Source organism: Lichenifustis flavocetrariae, from assembly GCF_026130545.1.
Taxonomy (GTDB): Bacteria; Pseudomonadota; Alphaproteobacteria; order Rhizobiales; family Beijerinckiaceae; genus Lichenihabitans; species Lichenihabitans flavocetrariae.
Genome location: NZ_JAMOIM010000030.1, coordinates 12,946 through 32,766 on the forward strand (window position 1 = coordinate 12,946; position 19,821 = coordinate 32,766).

A 19,821-nucleotide genomic window follows, 5' to 3' on the forward strand; every position below is an offset into this window, starting at 1 on the left:
GCGCGGTGAGCGTCAATCCCATATACGCATTGTATGCGAGATAGGAGGTCTTTGTTTTGGCAGCGAAGCGTCGCGCCGACACGATGGGGGAGAACCGCCTAAAGCTGATCGGGGCCGCGCGAGAGGCGTTCGCAGCATCGGGCTTCGCTGCGGCGTCCATGGATGACCTCACAGCCGCCGTCGGCCTCACCCGTGGCGCGCTCTACCATAACTTCGGCGACAAGAAGGGATTGCTGGCTGCCGTCGTCGCCCAAGTCGATGGCGAGATGGCCGAGCGGGCGCATTGGGCGGGAGCGACTGCGGCGACCCCCTGGGAAAGGTTGCTGGCGGTGGGCGAGGCTTATATCGAGATGGCGCTCGACCTAGAGGTCCGACGGATCGTCCTCTTGGACGGGCCCGCCTTCCTGGGCGACCCTTCGAGGTGGCCCAGTCAGAATGCCTGCTTGGCCACCACGAAGCAGGCGGTCGCCGAGTTGATAGAAGAAGGTGTCATGAAGGCCGTCGACGTCGAGGCCGCGTCACGCCTTCTCAGCGGCACGGCGTTCAATGCCGCGCTGTGGGTCGCGGCCAGCGTCGAACCGCACCTCGTCCTACCGAAGGCGATCGAGGCGTTCCGGCTGATGGCGGAAGGATTTCTGGCAGTTCGCGCCTGAGGTCATCAGGCGGCTCATCGCTGACCTGCTGTTCCCGGGCGAAACCTTAAGAAAGCGGACGCTGCTTGCCGCCGCGAAGCTCACCTTCTTTGGCGCCCAGGCCGAGCTTGCCGACCGGCGTCGCTTCCTGCATCACCTCGCGCCGGTGAGAACGAAGCGCTGGGTCGTCTACGCCAAGGCGCCCTTCGCCGGGCCTGAAGCCGTGCTCGCCTATCTGTCGCGCTACACGCACCGGGTCGCGATCGCGAACCGGCGTCTGATCGCCTTCGACAAGGCCGGCGTGACCTTCCAGTACAAGGATTACCGTCGCAGCGGCCCCGAACGCCGGCAGGTCATGAGGCTTGACACGGACGAGTTCATCCGCCGATTCCTGCTGCATGTCCTGCCACGTGGCTTTCACCGCATCCGCCATTACGGGCTGCTCGCCAGCGCCACCCGCAAGGCCAACATCGCCCGCGCCCGCGAACTGCTGGCCGTCTCGCCGCCGCCCGATCCCGTTGCACCCCTCGAACCACCCGATCAGCGACCGCCCTGTCCTTGCTGCGGCGGTCGGATGCGTATCATCGAGACATTCGAAAGATGGATGCAGCCACGCGCACCGCCTCGTGCGTCCGCGACAACCAAGGCGCCGGCGTGACCCTGCACGGCCTGATCTTCCTCCACGTCGCAGCCATGCCGCTCCGACGAAAGGCCAGATGCGCGTCGCTCGTCCGTGACCATGTGAGACGCGACCACCCCACCGCCCGAGGGGCCTGCCAACAGACAATCAGTCCAGCTATCCCGCGCTCCGGCTCAAGACGGAATGCGTCTTGGCGCCCTTAGACCGCGTTCCACCACGCACCTAAACTTTAAATCCCCATAGCGCGACCTGGACACCGCGGGTTCGGTCTTCGGCGACTTTCGTACGCCTCACGGCGCCCGAAACTCTTCCCGGGAGCTGCCAGTCCGCTTTCGTCGGGATGTTGGGCCTGAGCAGACGTCCCTCGGGACGGCAAGGCTAGGCACATCCGCGCCTCCCGTGGTCTGCGGCCGATCCTTTTTCGGGAGATCGTCTCGGTCAACTTTGACCAATGAGTAATGATCTGCAGCCTCGCAACAGCAGGCGCCGCCTCGGCACCGTGCGTAGGACCAGTTGTTGGGGATCTCGTAGATTTTGTCGTGATACGGGGCTTTATCGATCTGATCGAGCGCCACGACGTAGATGACCTTTTTGCCCGCACCGAACGCGAGATTGTGTTTGGAGACGGACGGGACTGCGATCGTCCGCAGCAACTTGCCCGGCATTGACAACGACGATTTTGCCCGGTGCATCGAGTGGTCTCGGTCAGTTCGGGTGGGCTGGCTGCATGGTCAAGACTCCGCTAGGCCCTTATGCCGGCGCCGCGAGGTTCTAGCGACTCAGATATCGAATCGGGAGGTGATCGTCCGCGCTCGTCGTGGGAGGCGTCCGCCCGCACTCGGGTCTTCTGCGGGTCAAAATGCGGGAAGGCCCCCACCTGAGCGGCGAGGCGCTTTTGATGACCGTCGAGCTTGCCGATCTCCACGGCCGTGCAGACAGCCGCACAGGCGACGTCGAGCCGGGCGAGCGCGATCGTCTTGCCCAGGATCGGCGACCTCGTGGCACTGGTCACGACGCCGATCTGCGCACGGCCGAGGTGGACGCAATCGCCCGATCCGACAGGCTCGTTGCCGACGACGTCGAGGCCCACGAGCTTGTGCATGGGATTGGCGCGACGCCGCGCCAACGCTCCCGCGCCGATATAGGGGTCGGCCTTGTCCTTGGGGACCACGAAGCCAATGCCGGCCTCGAAGGGGTCGGTCTGGTCGGAAAAGTCATAGCCGCCGAACGCGAGGCCAGCCTCGATCCGCAGCATGTCGAGCGCCTTCAGGCCGAGCGGCGCAATGCCGTCCCCAGCGCCCGCGGCCATGACGGCATCCCACAACGCCGGCGCCTGCGCCGGATGGCACCACACTTCGTAACCGAGCTCGCCCGTATAGCCCGTGCGCGAGACAATCACCGGGATGCCGGAGATCTTGCCAACCGTGAAGCGGAACCACTTGAGCTCGATCAGCGTGGGATGGTGGGCGGGCGTGACCAGCAGCGTCGCCAGGATGGCACGCGACCGGGGACCCTGCACGGCGATGTTGTGGAGTTGGTCGGTCGACGTCTTCACCCAAGCCTTGAAGCCGCGCTCTGCCGCCAGCTCGCGAAGGTGGATGCCGCAATAGTCTTCCCCGCACACCCAGCGGAAATTGTGCTGGCCGAGGCGGAACACCGTGCCGTCGTCGATCATGCCGCCGTGCGCGTAACACATGGCCGTATAGACCACCTGACCGACCGCGAGCTTTTTGATGTCGCGCGTGACCGCGAGCTGCATCAGGTCTTCGGCATCGGGGCCAATGACTTCGAACTTGCGCAACGCCGACAGGTCCATCACTGCGGCGCGCTCCCGGCAGGCCCAATATTCGGCGATGGGCCCTTCGTCGCTGAAGCAGTCGGGCAGCCAGAATCCCCTGTAGTCGACGAAGCTGCGGGTGAGCGCCGCCGTGCGGGGATGGAACCCAGTTTCGCGCGTCAGACGCGGCTCGGCATCGGGCGTCATGCGGTGGGCGATCCCTTTGGAGAATGTCTCGGCCTTGTCGTAGAGGCGCACATGAATGTCGGTCGGGTTCCACGCATTCGCCGTGTCGATGTCGTCGGCGCAGGACGAAGTGGCGCATACCAAGTCAGTCAAGGCGCGCAGGAGCACGTAATCACCGGGGCGCGACCACGGCTCGTCCATGGCGATCGTGTCATCGGCCTGGACGAACGTGTTATAAAAGAAATTGATCGCGGGCCAGCCGGCCCGAGGCGCGACTCCGAATGGTTTCAGCGCGCGATTGAAATTATCCGTGCAGTTGTCGTGCCCCGGATAACCCATGTCCTCGTAATATTTGGCCGAACAGGCGAGCAGGAAAGCGTCATGACGGCCGACCGTGTCGCGGACGATCTCGACCAGCGGGGTCATGCGGGCATCGAAATATTTGGAGTGGAGCCCCGGTCCGGGGTTGGCGGTTCCCATCAGGGTTCGGGTCACGGTGGGATCGAGCCCGAACTCCCGCCCTTCCGCGAGCGCGGCCGCGTCGAAAGCCAGGAAATCGGAACATTGTTTCCCGTCGACGTCGATGATCTGGATGTAGTCGCCCGCGCTCACGCGAAAGGCCGATGCCGTCCCGGCGAGGATGCGCTGGTCGAGCTTGAGCATAGCGAGCGGCGGCGGTGCGATGCCGCTGCTCGGTCCTGCGGTCTCGATCTCGATGCGCAGGTCCGTGGGGGGCGTCTGCTGGTCCGGCGCCATCCGGGCGCCCGGGGCAATGACGGCGACCGTCGATCGGGACTGGGCCCGGAACACGACCGTCGCACCCGGCTCGGCGTCGGCAGGAAAAAGGCTGAGGCCGCAGAGGTCGCCCATATCGGCATCGTGATGCCCTAAGGCGTCGCGCGCCGCCGCCACCTCGTCGTCACTCGGCTTGTCGTCACGCGGCGGAACGCCGTGCAGCACGGACATGTCGCGGGCGAACAGGAGGCCGCGCTGTCGGCCCTCGGCATCGACGACCCGGCACAGGTCGCCCTCGGCCAGATCGAACACCGCCACCTCGCCGCCACGCAGCACGAGGCTCGTGCGACGAAGCGGAACCGCGCCGACGCGGACGTTCATGGGCGCACGCTCACTCGGCCGCGGAGGGCTGGTTGAGGAAGGCCGCCAACGAGTCGTCCATCGCTCGCATCCACGGCGTATGATGCACGGGAGCCATAGTTCCCGTGATGGTCGAGGGATAGGAGCGGTCCCGGTAGGTCAGGATACCCTCTTCCTTGTGGTGCTCCCATTGCTTGAAAAGCTCCGCCACACGGTCGACATCGAGGTGAGGGTAGTCGGTTGCCTGCAGAAGGTCACGCACGTAGTCGGTCTGGAAATCGATCATCTCCGAGGCATCCGCAAGCGCCTCCTCGCGGGCCACCCATCGTCCGATGTCGGCCGCCATGCCGTCGCGGGCCGGCAGCGCGATACGTCCAAGCAACACGTCGCGGGCGTACCACGCCTGGGCATCGAACATGTTGAACGTGTAGAATTGGTCCTGGGCGCCGATATACATCATCTTGGGGTTGGGCTCCCAGAAGATGCCCTTGTAGAGACCCGGCGGATAGAGGCGCGTCCGGGTCTTCAGCCGCAGTTCGTCCGGCAGGAACGGATAGTGATTGAGGTAGCCCGTGCAGAACACGATGGCGTCGACTTCAGCGCTAGATCCGTCCTTGAACACGCAATGGTGTCCTTCGACCTTCTGCAGCAGAGGCCTCGTTTCGAAACCCTCTGGCCATTGAAAGCCCATCGGCTTCGTCCGATAGCTGAAGATGATCTTCTTGGCGCCGTACTTGTGGCACTGCACCCCGATGTCTTCGGCCGAGTAGCTCGCGCCGATCACCATTACGGTCTTGCCTGCGAATTCATCAGCGCAGCGGAAATCATGCGCGTGGAGCACCCGGCCGAGAAACGTCTCAATGCCGCCGAATTTCGGAACGTTCGGCGTCGAGAAATGCCCGTTGGCCGCGACCACATAATCGAACACGTCCGAGACGAGGTGATCCCCGGCCAGATCGTTGGCCAGCACCGTGAAGCTCGCCGTGTCCGGATCGTAGCTGACATGGCGAACGGCGTGATTGAACTTCACGTGCTTGCGGACACCGCTCTTCTCGACCCGGCCCGCGATGTAATCGTGCAGGACGGCGCGGGGCGGAAACGACGGGATCGGCCGGCCAAAATGCTCCTCGAAGGAGTAGTCGGCGAATTCCAGACATTCCTTCGGGCCGTTCGACCAGAGGTAGCGGTACATGGAGCCGTGAACGGGCTCACCGAATTCGTCGAGCCCGGTGCGCCACGTGTAGTTCCACAAGCCGCCCCAGTTCGACTGTTTCTCGTAGCAGACAAGCTCCGGAACCTCGGCTCCCTTCAAGCGCGCCGCCTCGAAGGCTCGGAGCACCGCGAGGCCCGATGGACCGGCACCGATGATGGCTACCCTTGTCATTCCTACCCTCTTGTCGTGATGGTCTGACCGACCGTTTGGCATCGTGGCGACCGGATGATGTTCGATTGTCGTCTATTGCTGGGCGGTGTGGCCCGCCTCAGTCAGCCCAAACGCCCGGGGATGTGGGCGCGCCGTCATCGTAGCGGGCCAGATAGTCGACCGCCGTCTGACGCCATCGCGACAGGCCCTTGTAGTCTGCGAGGTCCTGGGGAAGGTCGCGGAGGACCCGGTGCATGCGCCGTGCCCATTTGGGCTCCGTCACGAGCTCTTCGAGTTTCAACAGATAGCAGCGGATCGGGAACACCATCGCGTTGGAGCGCGGCAGGCGCCAAAAACTCTGAAGCTCGACCCGCAGGTGAACTTTATGGCCGACGTTCTCGGGCAACACCGTCATGCGGTCGGGTCCCCATTTGTGGTAGTTTTCCGGGCTCGTGTCGAGGCGCGCGTTGACCGTCATGGTCCAATTGGAGCGGCGCATCGGCTGCCCCTGGCGCAGTTGCAGCAGGAATTTGAGCGCTCGGTCGAATACCCCCAATTCATGGGCCCGCGGCACCGGCGCGTGCCATTCCATGAAGCTCATGCCGATGTCGAAATCGAGCGACCAGTCGGCCTGGGTGGTGACGATGCCGGCGTCCATCCAAAGGTCGCCGACGCGCTGGTCGAGCAGGCAGAAGTCGCCCTGCGCCTGGCGGGTAATGTATTCCATGGGGCCGTAAGGCAGCGTCGCGGCGTCGCCGAACGTGAACGTGTCGTCGATTCCGAGCGGCCGGTTGATCCAGCGCCAACGGGTGCTGTCGCGAACGAGCGTGAAATGATCCGGGTAGCCGGACGCCTGCTGCTCCATCAGCATTTCGAGTAGATCCCAGCCCGCCAATTCCATGTGGGGCAGAGACTGGCAGCGCAGCGGGTCCTCCTTGAGGACAAGAGCCTTGTCGGCCATCTCGGCGACGTAGTGCTCGTCGACGTCGATCAGGTGCTCGAAGGCGGTGCCGGGCCGCCCTTTGACGTGCGGCTCGATGTTGACCGCGTACATGTAGTCGTCGCGGTCGAACGGGAACGGAAAGCGTCGAATGGTGTCCGGGCTGTTGCGGAAGGTGAAGTCGTCCCGGAAACTTTCCTTGCGGAATTGAATGCCCATCGTGTCGTCTTCCCGATTATCACAATCCCGGCGTCGCGGCGCCCTCGTGCCTTGGCTCACAGGTCCAGTGTCAGAAGCTCGCCCTCGAACCGAGACACACAGGGCATGACGCTGCGTCCCGATGCTTTTTCGTCTTCGCTCAGGAAGTGGTCGTGGTGCTGCAGGCGCCCGTCGCAGGCGAGAACCGTGGCTTGGCAATGCCCGCAGGCGCCGCCGCGACAAAGGTAGGGTGCGTCAACGCCGGCGGCCTCGATCGCTTCCAGCATGCCCTGGTGGGAGCCGACGTCGATCACCATCCCCGAGCGCGCAAGGCGCACGCGATAGGGCGCTCCTGCCGCAGGCGCCACGAAACGCTCGCTATGCAGGCTTTGCTCAGGCCAGCCGAGAGCCCGCGCCGCCGTCAGCACGCCGTCGATCAGCCGCTCGGGTCCGCACACGTAAAGGTGGGTGCCGAGGGGCTGGTGCCCCAGCACGGCTTCGACCGGGATCCGCTCGCCCTCGGCGGAGGCATAGACCTTGACGCGGTTGCCATAAAGATCGGCCAGTTCATCCGCATAGGCGGCGTGAATCCGCGACCGCACGCCATAATGAAGCTCGAACGCCTGCTGCTCCTCGAATGCCTGTGCGGCCATGGCCACGAAGGGCGTAATGCCGATACCGCCGGCGAGGAACACATGCTTCCGGGCGCGGCGCTCAAGGGAAAACAGGTTGGCCGGATGGCTGATGAACAGGGTCGTGCCTTTCACCACATGGTCGTGCAGATAGCGTGAGCCGCCCCGGCCATCCTGGTCGCGGCGAATGCTGATCGTGTAGTCTACCGCGTTGGAGGGCGCGCCCATGAGCGAATAGGCGTTGCGGCGCAGGATGTCGCCGTCGCGCATTTCCACCACGATATGCGCCCCACCCGAGAAGCCCGGAAGCGGGCCGCCGTCGAGAGCGGCGAAGTGGAAGCGTTTGACGAGCGGCGTGACAGTGACGACATCCGTCACCCGAACCGGAATACGCGGCTGGCTCACTTGAAGAGCTCCTCGAGGGGCGGCACGACACCAGGGTCCTCGGCATCGATACAAACACCTTGGAACGCCGCCACGCGGCGCGAATAGTGGTCGCGCACCAGGAGGGTCAGCCCGCAATGGCTGCAGCGGCACGGCTGGCTAGTCACGTCTTCGGTGATCCCCTTGCAATGGACGCACTGCACCCGTCGGGCCAGCGAACCCCGATGTTCCGCCTCGATCGAGGCATGATCCATGCCGGCCTCCATCGCCATGCGGGTGGCTTGCCCGATTAGCCCTTCGGTGCCGGCAAGGTACAGGCGGGTTCCCATACGGGCGGTCGCCAGAACCTGCCCGAAACGGGGCAAGGCAGCCGCGAGGCTCGGTCCCTCGAACAGGGTGTCTGGCTCGAGGCGCCTCAGCTTCGCAAGGTAATGGTCGTCGGCGGGGCTCAGCGGAATGTAGAGGATATGCGCATGGGCAAAGAAGCCGGGCGGCGCCTGCGAGGCCATGTCGAGGACGGCCGCGCCGCCCTCGCCGTCGACCGCGAAAAGGTGCATGTGACCCGGACGCGGCGTCAGGGGCCGGTAAACGGGGCGGCTCTTGATCGGCACCGCAGCCTCACTCCGTGCTGGAGAACAGCGGAGGAAGAGCTGGTTGGGAAGCGGTCGGAATCATGCCGCGTTCCGCTTCTTCTTCTCAGGGTCGTCGAAGTTGATTGGGTGCGCGACGGCGGCGCAGTGCCCCGATTGACCTTCGACCTGCAGCGGGGTGCCTTCCCGCGCGACCGCCACATCCATGCGGGCAATCGCCAGGGAGCGTCCTGTTGCACGCGAATACATCCCGCAGGTCACGATACCGACCTTCTTTCCGTCTGCGTAGAGAACATCGCCCGCGTCGAGCGGCTTGTCGGAATCGGCGACCACGCCGAAGATCTTGAAGCGCTCACGGCCCTTCAGCCGGGCGTGCTCCTCGGCGCCACGGAAGCCGACCTTTCCGGGCGAGACCGTGAAGTCGAGCCCCAGTTCCCACAGGGTGTCGCCGGGCGGCTCGTCCGCGAATGGGTACATCTGCGAATTATCGTAGGGGAAGAACAGCAGGTAGCTTTCGACGCGCAGCCAGTCCAGCGCCGTGAACGAGGCCGGCACAATGCCTATCGGGCGGCCTTCGGCCACGATCGTGTCCCAGATCTCCGTGGCATCTTCGGCCTTGCAGAAGATCTCATAGCCGCGCTCGCCGGTGTAGCCGGTTCGGGAGATCATCACATGCTTGCCGAACAGCGTCGTCTGCAGGTGGTGGAAGTATTTGAGCTCTCGGATACCAGGCACATGTCTGGCGAGATACTCTACCGCCACGGGCCCTTGCAGCGACAAATCCTGCAGGTCGTCGTCGAACAGCAGCGCGGCATTCTTGCCGAGCACGTCCTTCGTGATTTCCTCGTAGCCCGTGCCGGAACCCAGCACCACCATCCAGGAATTCGGACCTGTGCGATACAGGATGCAGTCGTCGGTAAACTTGCCGCCATCGTTCAGCATGCAGGCGTAAACGGAGCGGCCCGGGTAGATCTTGCGCACGTCGCGGGTCGTGGCACGCTGCAACACGTGGTGGGAATGCGGACCGACGAGGTGCACCTTCCGCAGGCCCGATACGTCCATCAGGGCGGCTTTAGTGCGCACGGCCTCGTGCTCGTCGGCGAGATCGCTGGCCGTGTAGGTCCAGGCGGTCTCCATGCCGTTCCAGTCTTCGAGCGCAGAGCCTAGCGCCCGGTGCCTGTCCGCCAGGGGAGATCGCCGCCAGGACATCACGCTCATCTTTTCCTCCAGTTCCTTGGGACGACGGCGGCCGATGGGCCGCCGGGCTCAGATCCGGAACAACCAGTTGGCGGCGAGCATCACGACGAGACCGGCCACCAGGGTCAGATAGGGAAGTAGGCCGGCCTTGCTGCGTTTGAGATCATCCTGCTTCAGGTTGAGATCGGCCAGCATCTGGTCGGGGAAGCGACCTTTGTCCTGCACGTAGTGACGGAAACAGAAGACCGGGATGATCATCGCGGCCGCGATCAGACCGGCCCATAAGGCGAGCGGGTTCCAGGTCTTCGCCCCCGCGCCCATGAACACGACGTTGACGAAGGAGAAGATGGCGCCGAGCGCCAGCACCCAGCTGGGCGCAATCCAGGGCCGCCGGATGTGGCCATTATCGATGCGGTGGATCCAGCCCGCGTTCAAATTGAGGAAGTTGAAGATGATATAGCCGCAGTTCGAGACCGCCAGGATGAAGAAGAAGCTCGTGGCGTCGGCGGCTGCGATCGACAGGACGATCAGGTTGAACACGAGATCGGTCCACATGGCACGGGTCGGCGCGCCATGCTCGTTGACATGCGTCAGGTAGCGCGGCAGCCAGCCGTCGGCCGATCCCTGGTAGAGGGTGCGCGACGAACCAGCCATGGCGGTCATGATGCAGAGCATCAGGGCCAGGATCATCAGCATGACCAGGAGGCCATGGATCAACGGGCCGCCGCCGACCATGCCGGCCAGGGCATCCGCGACGCCCGAGCCATCGACGATCGGCGTCGCCAGCATGCCGTTCAGGCCGAGGACGCCCTGGAACGTGAAAGGCACGAGGATGTACAGGACGATGCAGAGAAGGCCCGAGTAGAAGATCGCCTTGAACGTATCGGTGCCTGGGTTCTTGAACTCGCTCGTGTAGCACACCGCCGTCTCGAAACCGTAGGTCGACCAGGCCGCGATGAACATGCCGCCGAGGACCAGCGTCCAGCCCGCGACGTTCCAGCTTCCCGGGTCGGGAGCGTAGGCGGTGGCGAGCGGAACGAGCGGCGAGAAGTTGGCGAAGTTGATCTGTCCCATGAGAATCGGAACCACGCCGACGATGAGCATGGGGACGACGACCAGAAGGCCGATGTATTTCTGGACGTTTGCGGTTCCCAAGATACCGCGATGCTGGATCGCGAAGGTGATCAGCATCAGGACGGCGCCGATCAGGAACGTCATGTTGAAGGAGAAACTGACGGGGCCCAGCGAATGGCTGAACAGCGTCCAACTGCGCAGGGCCGGGGTGGCGGCGGCCGTCACGGCCGCAATCGCGTCCGTCGGGTTCGTGCCCGCGTGAGCCCCGATGTAGCTCACAACCTCCGGCGACGTGGCCGTGAAGCCGGGGATGGGCGCGAAGGCATTCAGGATGTAGGCGGCCGCGATCGAGCAGCCCAGGGACAGCACCGGCGACCAGGCGAACCAGTTGCACCAAACCGACAGCGGGGCGATCAACTTGGAATAAGGCAGCCATGCCGTCGCGCCGTAGACGGAGGCGCCGCCCGACTTGTTGGGGAATAGGCCGGCGATCTCGGCATAGGTGAAGGACTGCACGAAGCCCATCAGCATCGACACCGTCCAGATGAGGAACGCCAAGGTGCCCGTGGTTCCGGCCAGCCCCCCGATGGAGAACAAGACCAGGGCCGGCACGCCGCTGGCGACCCAGAAGGCGCCACGCCAATCGATCGTGCGCTGGAGGTGCCCGGAAACCGGAATGCCGTGGTCGGTGACCGTCGAGGTGACACTCATGGTGTGCTCCCGAATAATCCGGCGTCAGGCCTTAATGGCCCGCCACGAATAAATGTTTATTCAAGGTAAAAATCCCACCGAATGCTGTCAAATCTGAACTTTAACCACCGCGTGCCTTCTTCTTGACCAGTATGCCATCGCAATGATCTGTATTGCCGCAAGGTCGTGATTGAAGAACGAGGGGCTTCGTCGGCATGGATAGACGGCGGTCGACAAGGCGCGCTCGATCATCCATCGCCTCTTTGTGGACACTTGTTTGAGCGCGGCCGGGAAGCGCGGAACACAAGCGGTGATGTCGCAAAATCGCAGATGCGCCCCACACGCGGCGTGACTGATTATGGGATCAGGGATTTTTGATGTCGGAGCTCGCCGTCGCCGCAGCCCAGATCGAATGCCGCCCTGGCGACATCGACAGCAACCTCGCCCTGCACCTCACGGCGGTGGCCGAGGCGCGCGCGCAGGGGATCAACCTGCTCGTGTTTCCCGAACTGTCTTTGACCGACTACATGTCGGAGCCAGATGTGGACGCGCTCGCCCGGACCGCCGATGCGCCGGAACTTTGCCGGGTCGCCGAGGCGGCCGGGCGCACCGCGGTGTCCATGGGCTTCCTGGAACGCGGCGAAGATGGTCGCATCTATAACGCTCAGGCATTACTGGCAGACGGGCGCTGCCTGTCCGTTCATCGCAAGCTCAACCTACCGAGCTACGGCCGGCTTCAGGAGACGCGGCACTACTGTCGCGGCGACACGTTGACCTCAGCGGGCTGGCGTGACGGCTGGACGGTCGCCACGCTGATCTGCGCAGACACCTGGAACCCAGCGCTTCCCCGGCTCGCGGCTCTTGGCGGCGCCACCCTCTTGGCAACGCCGGTCGCGTCGTCGCTCGATGCCGTTGACGAATTCGACAACCCAGGCGGCTGGGATCTCAATCTGCGCCATACTGCACTCACCTACGGCCTGCCGATCGTGATGGCGAACCATTGTGGCCGACGCGGCGGGCTCTCGTTCTGGGGCGGCTCGCGCGTCCTCGATCCTTTCGGGCGGGATCTCGTTCGGCTCGATACGGCGCCGGGGCTCGGCGTGGCGCGGCTCCGGCAAGCGGATGTGGTCGCAGCGCGCGCCCGGCTTCCCACAATCCGCGACGCCGATCCGCAGTTCGTTCATTCCGAACTCGGCCGTCTCCTCGCTTCAGGATAACCGTCGGCTGCGCCCGATGGTCATGCGATGCATCCCCGTTCGGGCGCCGCGAGCTTAGGCTTCAGCGGGTCCGATCTGTCGTGGCTCGCCGGAAGGACCGTCTCGCTCCGCCGCGATCCAATCCATATAGGCATGAAACGCGTCGCGCATCGGACGAGGCCGCCAGCCGGTTTCGGCGACGATGCGGCTGATGTCGTAGGCGCCCCACATACCGCCTCGCGACGGAGAATCCTGGAGGATGTCGGCATCGTCCGGCGGCACGACGAGGCCATGCACCCCGGCAACCCGTTCGGCCGCCCATCCGATCATGTCGGCAATCGTCGCCGTTTCCCCCAGGGCGACGTTGTAGACGGCGTGCCGCAACGTCGCGGCGTCGAGAAGCGCGATGATCCCGTGGGCCACGTCCTCGGCATGGAGGTAGTCGCCCACGCCATCGAGCGCGTTGACGCGGATCGCGCCGCCACGATCGAGCGCCAGATGGGCGATGCGGTTCGGCAGGTGGCGGAAATTTCGGCTGGCTGTGGTGCGGTCCATCGTGCCGTAGACGGAGGACAAACGCACGGAAGCCGCCGACAGACCGAACAGGTCGCGGTAGCGCTCCGTCACCAGTTCGGAGGCGAGCTTCGAGATGCCATAAAGACGCCTCGGCGCTACGTAACCGTCCTCGGGCAGCGGTTCACCAGGGGTGTCGGGGCCATGATGCCGGTACACCGCGCCGGAACTGACGTAGATGAAGCGCTGGAGCTCCGGCCGGCTTCGTGCCCATTCGAGCAGGTGCATCGTGCCCATCAGGTTCACGTTCATAATAGAAAACGGCATCTCGGCTTCGGGCTCGCGGGCCGCTTCGGTGGCCGAGCCCCGCGAGATCGGGGTCACGGTCGCGCCGTGCACCACATGGGTGATGTCGAGCCGGTCGAGCGCTGTGCGCCACCCGTCGGGCTGCGTGACGTCGCCGTTGAGAACCGCGAGACGGTCGCGCACGGGCGCGAAATAGCGGGTCGCGGCACTGTCGAGCGGCGCCTGATCGAGGATGACGGCGCGCCGGTCGGGTTTCGCTTCGAGCCACACGCGCGCCAGGACGCTCATGGCGAAACCGGTCGCACCGGTGATCAGCAGTGTCATGTGGCGACGCTCCAGGCCGGAAGGAGGTGACGCGGGGCGGTGACTGGCCTATGGGGAAAAGATCGCCTCGGGCCACCGCTTGCCATGATCCTTCTGACCGACAAGACCGCGATTGTCACGGGTGCGAGTTCCGGCATCGGTCGCGCGATCGCCTTGAGTTTCGCCGCCGCGGGGGCCCGTGTGGCGCTGGCCGATCGCCGCGAGGATCCAATCGAGGGAGGCGCTTCAACGGCCGACCTGATCCGGGATGCGGGCGGAACGGCCTTCTTCCGGCAGACCGACGTGGCGGCATGGGCGGATGTCGATGCCCTTGTGTCCGAGACCGTGGCCCGCTGGGGCCGACTCGACGTGATGGTCAACAATGCCGCAATCTATTCGGGCACGCCGCTGCTCGACACAACGGAAGACAAATGGGCATCCGTGATCGGCGTCAATCTGACGGGGCAGTTCCTCGGCTGCAAGCGTGCCGTCTCACAAATGATCGGGCAGGAGCCGCACGCCGAGGTGCGGGGCCGCATCATCAACCTCGGCTCGCAGCAAGGGATCGTCACGGCACCGCGCGACTGCCCCTATGGGGTCAGCAAGGCCGGCGCGATCTATCTCACGAAGCAGATTGCGGTTGACTACGCGGCAGAGCTCATCGTTTGCAATTCGATCTCGCCGGGCAAGATCGTGACCGGCGCACCCGGACTGCCCACCGACCCGAACCTGCTCGACAATGCCCGCCGCCGCACGCCCTGGCCGCGTCTCGGCCGGCCGCAGGATATCGCCAATGCGGCGCTGTTCCTGGCGAGCGATCTCGCGACCTACATGACGGGCAGCAACCTCGTGGTCGACGGCGGATGGCTGGCGCGATGAGCCTGCGCCTCGCCGGACGGCGCATCCTGGTGACGGGCGCCGCGAGCGGTATCGGCGCGGCCATCGTGCTGCAATTGGTTGCGGAGGGCGCGCGCGTGGTCGCAGCCGACCTCGACCGCGATCGCGTCGAAGCTCTGGCGGCCCAAGCGTCCGGCGCAGTTGTTCCGGGTGCATGTGACGTCACCGACGAAGCATCCTGTCGTGATGCCGTGGCGGCCACTGTCGAACACCTGGGCGGCCTCGACGGGCTGGTGCACAACGCCGCCGCACCCTCGACCGACGGCACAGTCGTGACACTCAGCCTGACCGACTGGCGCCGGGAGATGGCGGTGTCGCTCGACGGCGCCTTTCTGGTCAGCAAGGCGGCCGTGCCGGCGATCGCGGCGGCGGGCGGGGGCGCGGTTGTGCTGATCGCGTCGCAACTCGGGCACGTGGCGGTCGGTCAGGCGGTCGCCTATTGCGCCGCTAAGGCGGGGCTGATTCACCTGGCCAAGCTCATGGCCGTCGACCACGCGCCCGAACGCATCCGCGTCAACAGCTTGTCGCCCGGTGCGGTCGCGACGGCGCGGCTCCTGCAACGCTGGCCCGACCTCGCGGCCGCCGATGCTGGGCTCGGCCCGGCGCATCTGCTCGGGCGCATCGGGCAACCGTCCGAGATCGCGGCAGCGGCGGCGTTCCTCCTGTCCGACGAGGCGAGCTTCGTGACCGGGACCGACCTTATGGTCGATGGCGGCTACACGACGCGATGACGGTCTCGGAATCCGCATCGGATCGACCCTACGACCTCGTCCTGCGCGGCGGCACCCTTATCGACCCGCATGGCTCGCGGGCGGTGGATCTCGCACTCCGCGACGGCCGGGTCGCGGCGCATCTCGGACGCGGGCAGCCAGCCGAGGCCCTGGCGACCCTCGACGTTCAGGGGCGCGACCTGCTGCCCGGGCTGGTCGACGCCCACGCGCACCTCCGCGAGCCGGGACTGACCCACAAGGAGGATTTCGCCAGCGGAACCCGGGCGGCCGCCGCCGGAGGCGTCACTACGATCCTCAACATGCCCACGGACGACCCGTGGACCGACACGCCCGTGCTCATGCGCGACAAGGCCCGGATGGCGCAAGGCCGTGTCAGGGTCGATGTCGGGTTGCAGGCCGTGGTACAATGCGAAGATAGGGATCTCCGCGCCATGCGCGACGCTGGGGCGGTGTCGTTCGAGATCTTCACCGCCGACGTGCCCGAAAACTATCGCCATGACACGTTGGACTCGCTCGTGACCGCGATGCGAAAGGTCGCGGATTGCGATGGGCTCGCGGGAGTGCAGCCAAGCGACCAGGCTCTGCTTGACGCAGGAATGAGCGCCGACGACGGCAGCATCGCGGGCTATTGCGCGAGCCGGCCGCCGCAGGCGGAAGTCGTCGGCATCGCCCATGCGGTTCAGGCCGCAGCGGACTCGCGGGCCCGCGTCCACGTCCGGCAGATCAGCGCCATCGCGGCGCTCGACGCTTGGCGAAGGTTTCGCGACCAGGCCGACGTCACGTTGGAAACGTCGATCCAGAACCTGCTCCTGACCGCCGATCGCTACGTCGATCTCGGCCCCGCCATCAAAGCGTCGCCACCGTTTCGGGGCGATGCAGATCGCCGGGCGCTGATCGAGGCGGTGCGGGACGGATCGATCGACATGGTGGTGACCGACCACGCGCCGCATACTCCCGCCGAAAAACGCGCGCATGGCCGCTTTTCGGACGTTCCGGGGGGGCTGCCGGGCCTGCAGACGCTCCTGTTCTGTATGCTGCACCTCGTCGATCGAGGCGACGTGCGGCTGGCCGATGTGGTTCGGCTTTGCGCCGAAGGCCCGGCCCAGCGCTTTGGGCTGAGCCGAAAGGGATCGCTCGCGGTGGGGCACGATGCCGACCTTCTCGTGCTCGCGACCGGTGTGGCAAGCACCATCGGCAATGGTCCCTCCTATTCGAAGGGGGGTCCGTCACCATTTGCGGGTCTCTCGGTGCCTTATCGCCTCGAGCGCGTTTTCCTGCGCGGCCAGCCGATCTGGGCCGACGGCGATTTGATCGGTGGCGCTCGGGGTGTCGTTCTGCACCCGGATGCGTTGTGATGGGGCGCGCTTCGACAGTGCAGGAAGGCGATGACCACGAAATTCGGATTGGCAGGCAAGTGAGCCCTCGTGCTGGGTGCCAGCAAGGGACTCGGCAAGGCGGTCGCCCTGGCCCTGCTGGCGGAGGGTGCCGCCGTCACGACCGCGGCGCCTATGCGTGACGCCATCGAGGGCTGGAAGGCCGAACTCCCGGGCGATCAGGCGGCCCGGCTGACCGTGCACGACCTCGACCTCTTCGAGTCCCTGCTGCCGGCCGGCGTCGACGTGCTGGTCAACAACTGCGGCGGCCCAGCGCCGGGCGGCGTGGTCGGCACGCCGTCCGACACCTGGAGCCGTGCATTCGCCAGCATGGCGGGCGCGGTGTTCCAACTGACCGACCGGATGATCGGACCGACGCTCGATCGGCAATGGGGTCGCATCATCACATAGGCTCGTCCGGCGTCGAGCAGCCGATCCCGAACCTTGCGGTGTCAAACGCGATCCGCGGCAGCGTCGCGGGCCGGACGAAAAGCTTTGCCAATGAGGTCGCGGCGCTGAGCGTCACGGTCAACATGATGCTGCCTGGACGCATCGCCACCGAGCGGGTCGACAGTCTCGACGCGAACGAGCCCAGACTCAGAGTCTCGACATCGACCGCCAACAGGCTCGCGCCGAGAGTCCGATGCGGCGCTATGGGACACCCGCCGAATTCGCCGCCGTGGTGGCCGTCCTGGCCAGCAAGCCCGCGTTGTATGTCGCCGGCAGCATGATCCGGGTCGGCGAGGGCGCCTTCAAGGGCTTGTGAAAGCCGCAGGCGGGCCGGCTCTCTCAACGATGAGGCCGTAGTCGTTCGGCCGCCGGTATCGGGCGAAGTCGAAGTTCACCGCCTGGCAGGCCGCGATGAGGTCGAGGTCGGCCCGGTGGACCACAACCTCGTCGTCGAGTGACAGCGCCTGCGCCGCGATCTCGCCTGTCGGCGCCACGATGCAGGAGCCGCCGATCAGCGCCTGGCCATCCTCCAGGCCCGCCTTCGCGGCGGCCGCGATCCAGAGCGTGTTCTGGTAGGCGCCGGCCTGCATGGGCAAGTGGTTGTGGAACATGCGCAGGTGGGCCAAGGCTGGCGCCTCGCTGAGCATCTGCGGCGTGTTGTAGCCGATCAGCACGACTTCGGCACCGGCGAGGCAGAGCATCCGGTAGGTTTCGGGCCAGCGCCGGTCGTTGCAGAGCGCGAGGCCGATGCGGGTGCCGCCATAGTCGAACACCGGGAAGCCGAGGTCGCCCGGCTCGAAATAGCGCCGCTCCAGATGCACCGTCGTGCCGGCTTCCGGCTCGGTGGAGCCCGGCACGTGCATCTTGCGATAGCGACCGCTCCGTTGCCCGTCCGGTCCGACCAGCTCCATGCTGTTGAAGCGCCGGACCTTGCCGTCCACCATAACACGCTCCGCAAAACCGATCGCGAAGCCGATGCCGAGCCTACGTGCGGCGTCGTAGAGCGGCTGCGTGACCGGACCGGGCATCTCGGCCTCGTATAACGCGTCGATCTCGGCGGGTTGGAGCACCCAGCGCGGGAAGAAGGTCGTGAGCGCGAGTTCGGGGAACACGGCCAGTTCGGCGCCCGCAGACGCGGCCTGCTCCAGCAGCGCCACGAGCCGCGCGACCGTGTGGGCGCGTGTTGAGGCGCGTTGGACAGGCCCGGTCTGGCAGGCCGCGAGCGTCAACCATCGAGCCAAGGGGTGGTCTCCTCCAGAGGATGGCGGTGACGCGGCACGCCGCTCATTCGGGACAGAAAGCGGCCGCCGGGATTGGCATCATGAAGTACGCCATTGCTCACGATCAAGCGCCCGCGCAGCAGCACATCGCGCGGTCGTCCAGTCAGCCACAATCCCTCGAAGGGCGAGAAGTCGACGGCGGATTGTTGCTCCGCGGCGCGCACCTGCCAGCGCCTGTCGGGGTTCCAAAGCACGAGGTCGGCATCGAACCCCGGCGCGATGCGCCCCTTGCGGTCGAGGCCGTAGAGACGGGCCGCTTCGCCCCCGGCGAGCGCGAGATAACGCGACAGCGTCAACCGGTTGGTGACAAGGCCTTCGGAAAACAGGATCGGCAGCCGCGTTTCGAGCCCTGGCACGCCATTGGCCGCCGTGAGAAACGACGGCGGTCGGTCCGCCGGAAGCTTGTCGCTGAGGCGATAGGGCGAGTGATCGGACGACCACAGGCCGATCAACCCGTCCGCAAGCCCGTCCCAAAGAGCCGCCTGCCCGGCGCGCGAGCGGGGCGGCGGCGTGAAGATAAAGCGGGCCGCCTCGTCGGGCGCGCTGGCAAGGTCGGCAGCCGTGAGCAGCAGGTATTGCGGGCAGGTTTCCGCAACCACGTCGATGCCCCGCATTTGTCCCCGCCGCACCTCGTCGGCAGCCTGATGACCGGACACGTGAACGATGACAAGGCGGGCGCCCGTTACCTCGGCGAGCGTGATGGCGCGATGGGTGGCCTCGCGTTCCAGGATCTCGGCGTGGGCGACCGCGTGATACCGGAATCCCGTCCGGTCCGAGGCCGCAAGGCGCGCCGTCGTGCGGCGGATCGCGGCATCATTCTCGGCATGCACCATCACCACGGCGCCGGCCTCGTGAGCCGCGTCCATGACGCGCAACATCAAGTCGTCCGACACCGCGAAGCCGGTGTAGGTCATGAACAGCTTCACAGATGGTACGCCCCGGACCGCGAGCCTCTCGGTCTGCGCCTTGATGTCCGCGCCGGTGTCCTGCGTCATCACGCCATGGAGCCCATAGTCCACCAGCGACCGCCCGTTCGCGCGGTCGAGACTGCGGTCGAGCGCGGCCAGCGCTGTCATGCCGGGACCCGGCATGGCAAACGGCACGATCGTCGTGGTTCCCCCGAACGCGGCTGCCCGCGACCCCGAGGTGAAATCGTCGGCCGTGTCCACGCCGCCCCAGTTGGGCTGGTCGAGGTGACAATGCGCGTCGATGCCGCCCGGCATCACCCAGGTGCCGGAGGCGTCGATATGGGCGCGGCCCACGAGCCCGGAGCCGAGTGCCGTGATTCGGTCGGAGTCGATGCCGATGTCGCACTCCGCCCAGCCCCCGTCGAGGGCGACGCGGCCGTTGCGGACTACGAGGTCGTGCAAGAGC

16 protein-coding genes and 2 pseudogenes are annotated in these 19,821 nt (G+C 65.8%); 8 read left to right on the top strand and 10 right to left on the bottom strand.

Annotated features, from left to right (window positions below):
* Positions 1-83: 83 nt before the first annotated feature.
* Together M8523_RS27245 and M8523_RS27250 are read left to right on the top strand one after the other, a co-directional pair.
* On the top strand, positions 84-653 hold the full coding sequence (locus M8523_RS27245; protein WP_282588074.1) for a TetR/AcrR family transcriptional regulator: 570 nt from the start codon (positions 84-86) through the stop codon (positions 651-653).
* Between the two features lie 76 nt (positions 654-729).
* A pseudogene (locus M8523_RS27250) lies at positions 730-1,290 on the top strand (IS91 family transposase); the annotation flags it as partial.
* 811 nt (positions 1,291-2,101) lie between these two features.
* On the opposite strand, the pseudogene M8523_RS27255 reads toward M8523_RS27250, so the two are convergent.
* The 7 genes and pseudogenes from M8523_RS27255 to M8523_RS27285 form a co-directional block, all read right to left on the bottom strand.
* A pseudogene (locus tag M8523_RS27255) lies at positions 2,102-4,351 on the bottom strand (trimethylamine N-oxide demethylase); the annotation flags it as partial.
* A gap of 10 nt (positions 4,352-4,361) precedes the next feature.
* Entirely contained in the window at positions 4,362-5,714 is a 1,353-nt protein-coding gene (locus M8523_RS27260) for a trimethylamine monooxygenase (RefSeq protein ID WP_282588035.1), read from the bottom strand.
* Between the two features lie 97 nt (positions 5,715-5,811).
* The gene (locus M8523_RS27265; RefSeq protein WP_282588036.1) at positions 5,812-6,852 is read right to left on the bottom strand and encodes a heme-dependent oxidative N-demethylase family protein; all 1,041 of its coding nucleotides are present in this window, start codon (positions 6,850-6,852) and stop codon (positions 5,812-5,814) included.
* A 56-nt stretch (positions 6,853-6,908) separates the two neighbouring features.
* Positions 6,909-7,868, bottom strand: coding sequence for a PDR/VanB family oxidoreductase (locus M8523_RS27270; RefSeq protein ID WP_282588037.1), 960 nt, complete (start codon positions 7,866-7,868; stop codon positions 6,909-6,911).
* Positions 7,865-8,458 carry a dimethylamine monooxygenase subunit DmmA family protein gene (locus M8523_RS27275; RefSeq protein WP_345894309.1) on the bottom strand — a complete coding sequence of 198 codons (594 nt, stop codon included), beginning with the start codon at positions 8,456-8,458 and terminating at the stop codon, positions 7,865-7,867. The genes M8523_RS27270 and M8523_RS27275 overlap by 4 nt, the downstream gene beginning before the upstream one ends.
* Before the next feature lie 60 nt (positions 8,459-8,518).
* On the bottom strand, positions 8,519-9,646 hold the full coding sequence (locus tag M8523_RS27280; RefSeq protein WP_428351435.1) for an aminomethyl transferase family protein: 1,128 nt from the start codon (positions 9,644-9,646) through the stop codon (positions 8,519-8,521).
* Between the two features lie 57 nt (positions 9,647-9,703).
* Complete coding sequence (locus M8523_RS27285) at positions 9,704-11,419, bottom strand: trimethylamine N-oxide permease (protein ID WP_282588039.1); 1,716 nt, start codon at positions 11,417-11,419, stop codon at positions 9,704-9,706.
* A gap of 356 nt (positions 11,420-11,775) precedes the next feature.
* Between M8523_RS27285 and M8523_RS27290 the strand changes: the two genes are divergently transcribed.
* Entirely contained in the window at positions 11,776-12,615 is an 840-nt protein-coding gene (locus M8523_RS27290; protein ID WP_282588040.1) for a nitrilase-related carbon-nitrogen hydrolase, read from the top strand.
* Between the two features lie 54 nt (positions 12,616-12,669).
* Here M8523_RS27290 and M8523_RS27295 read toward each other — a convergent pair whose 3' ends face one another.
* Positions 12,670-13,737, bottom strand: coding sequence for an NAD-dependent epimerase/dehydratase family protein (locus M8523_RS27295; RefSeq protein ID WP_282588041.1), 1,068 nt, complete (start codon positions 13,735-13,737; stop codon positions 12,670-12,672).
* Positions 13,738-13,821: 84 nt separating this feature from the next.
* Between M8523_RS27295 and M8523_RS27300 the strand changes: the two genes are divergently transcribed.
* The 5 genes from M8523_RS27300 (at position 13,822) to M8523_RS27320 (ending at position 17,483) form a co-directional block, all read left to right on the top strand.
* Positions 13,822-14,595 (top strand): SDR family NAD(P)-dependent oxidoreductase, encoded by a 774-nt coding sequence (locus M8523_RS27300; RefSeq protein ID WP_282588042.1) that lies wholly within the window; start codon positions 13,822-13,824, stop codon positions 14,593-14,595.
* Positions 14,592-15,344, top strand: coding sequence for an SDR family NAD(P)-dependent oxidoreductase (locus tag M8523_RS27305; RefSeq protein WP_282588043.1), 753 nt, complete (start codon positions 14,592-14,594; stop codon positions 15,342-15,344). The genes M8523_RS27300 and M8523_RS27305 overlap by 4 nt, the downstream gene beginning before the upstream one ends.
* Entirely contained in the window at positions 15,341-16,699 is a 1,359-nt protein-coding gene (locus tag M8523_RS27310; RefSeq protein ID WP_282588044.1) for a dihydroorotase, read from the top strand. The genes M8523_RS27305 and M8523_RS27310 overlap by 4 nt, the downstream gene beginning before the upstream one ends.
* 69 nt (positions 16,700-16,768) lie before the next feature.
* Positions 16,769-17,128 (top strand): SDR family NAD(P)-dependent oxidoreductase, encoded by a 360-nt coding sequence (locus M8523_RS27315; RefSeq protein WP_282588045.1) that lies wholly within the window; start codon positions 16,769-16,771, stop codon positions 17,126-17,128.
* 232 nt (positions 17,129-17,360) lie between these two features.
* Positions 17,361-17,483, top strand: coding sequence for a hypothetical protein (locus M8523_RS27320; RefSeq protein ID WP_282588046.1), 123 nt, complete (start codon positions 17,361-17,363; stop codon positions 17,481-17,483).
* Here M8523_RS27320 and M8523_RS27325 read toward each other — a convergent pair.
* Together M8523_RS27325 and hydA are read right to left on the bottom strand one after the other, a co-directional pair.
* Complete coding sequence (locus M8523_RS27325; protein ID WP_282588047.1) at positions 17,470-18,408, bottom strand: nitrilase-related carbon-nitrogen hydrolase; 939 nt, start codon at positions 18,406-18,408, stop codon at positions 17,470-17,472. The genes M8523_RS27320 and M8523_RS27325 overlap by 14 nt on opposite strands.
* On the bottom strand, positions 18,393-19,817 hold the full coding sequence (gene hydA, locus M8523_RS27330) for a dihydropyrimidinase (RefSeq protein ID WP_282588048.1): 1,425 nt from the start codon (positions 19,815-19,817) through the stop codon (positions 18,393-18,395). The genes M8523_RS27325 and hydA overlap by 16 nt, the downstream gene beginning before the upstream one ends.
* Positions 19,818-19,821 lie beyond the last annotated feature (4 nt).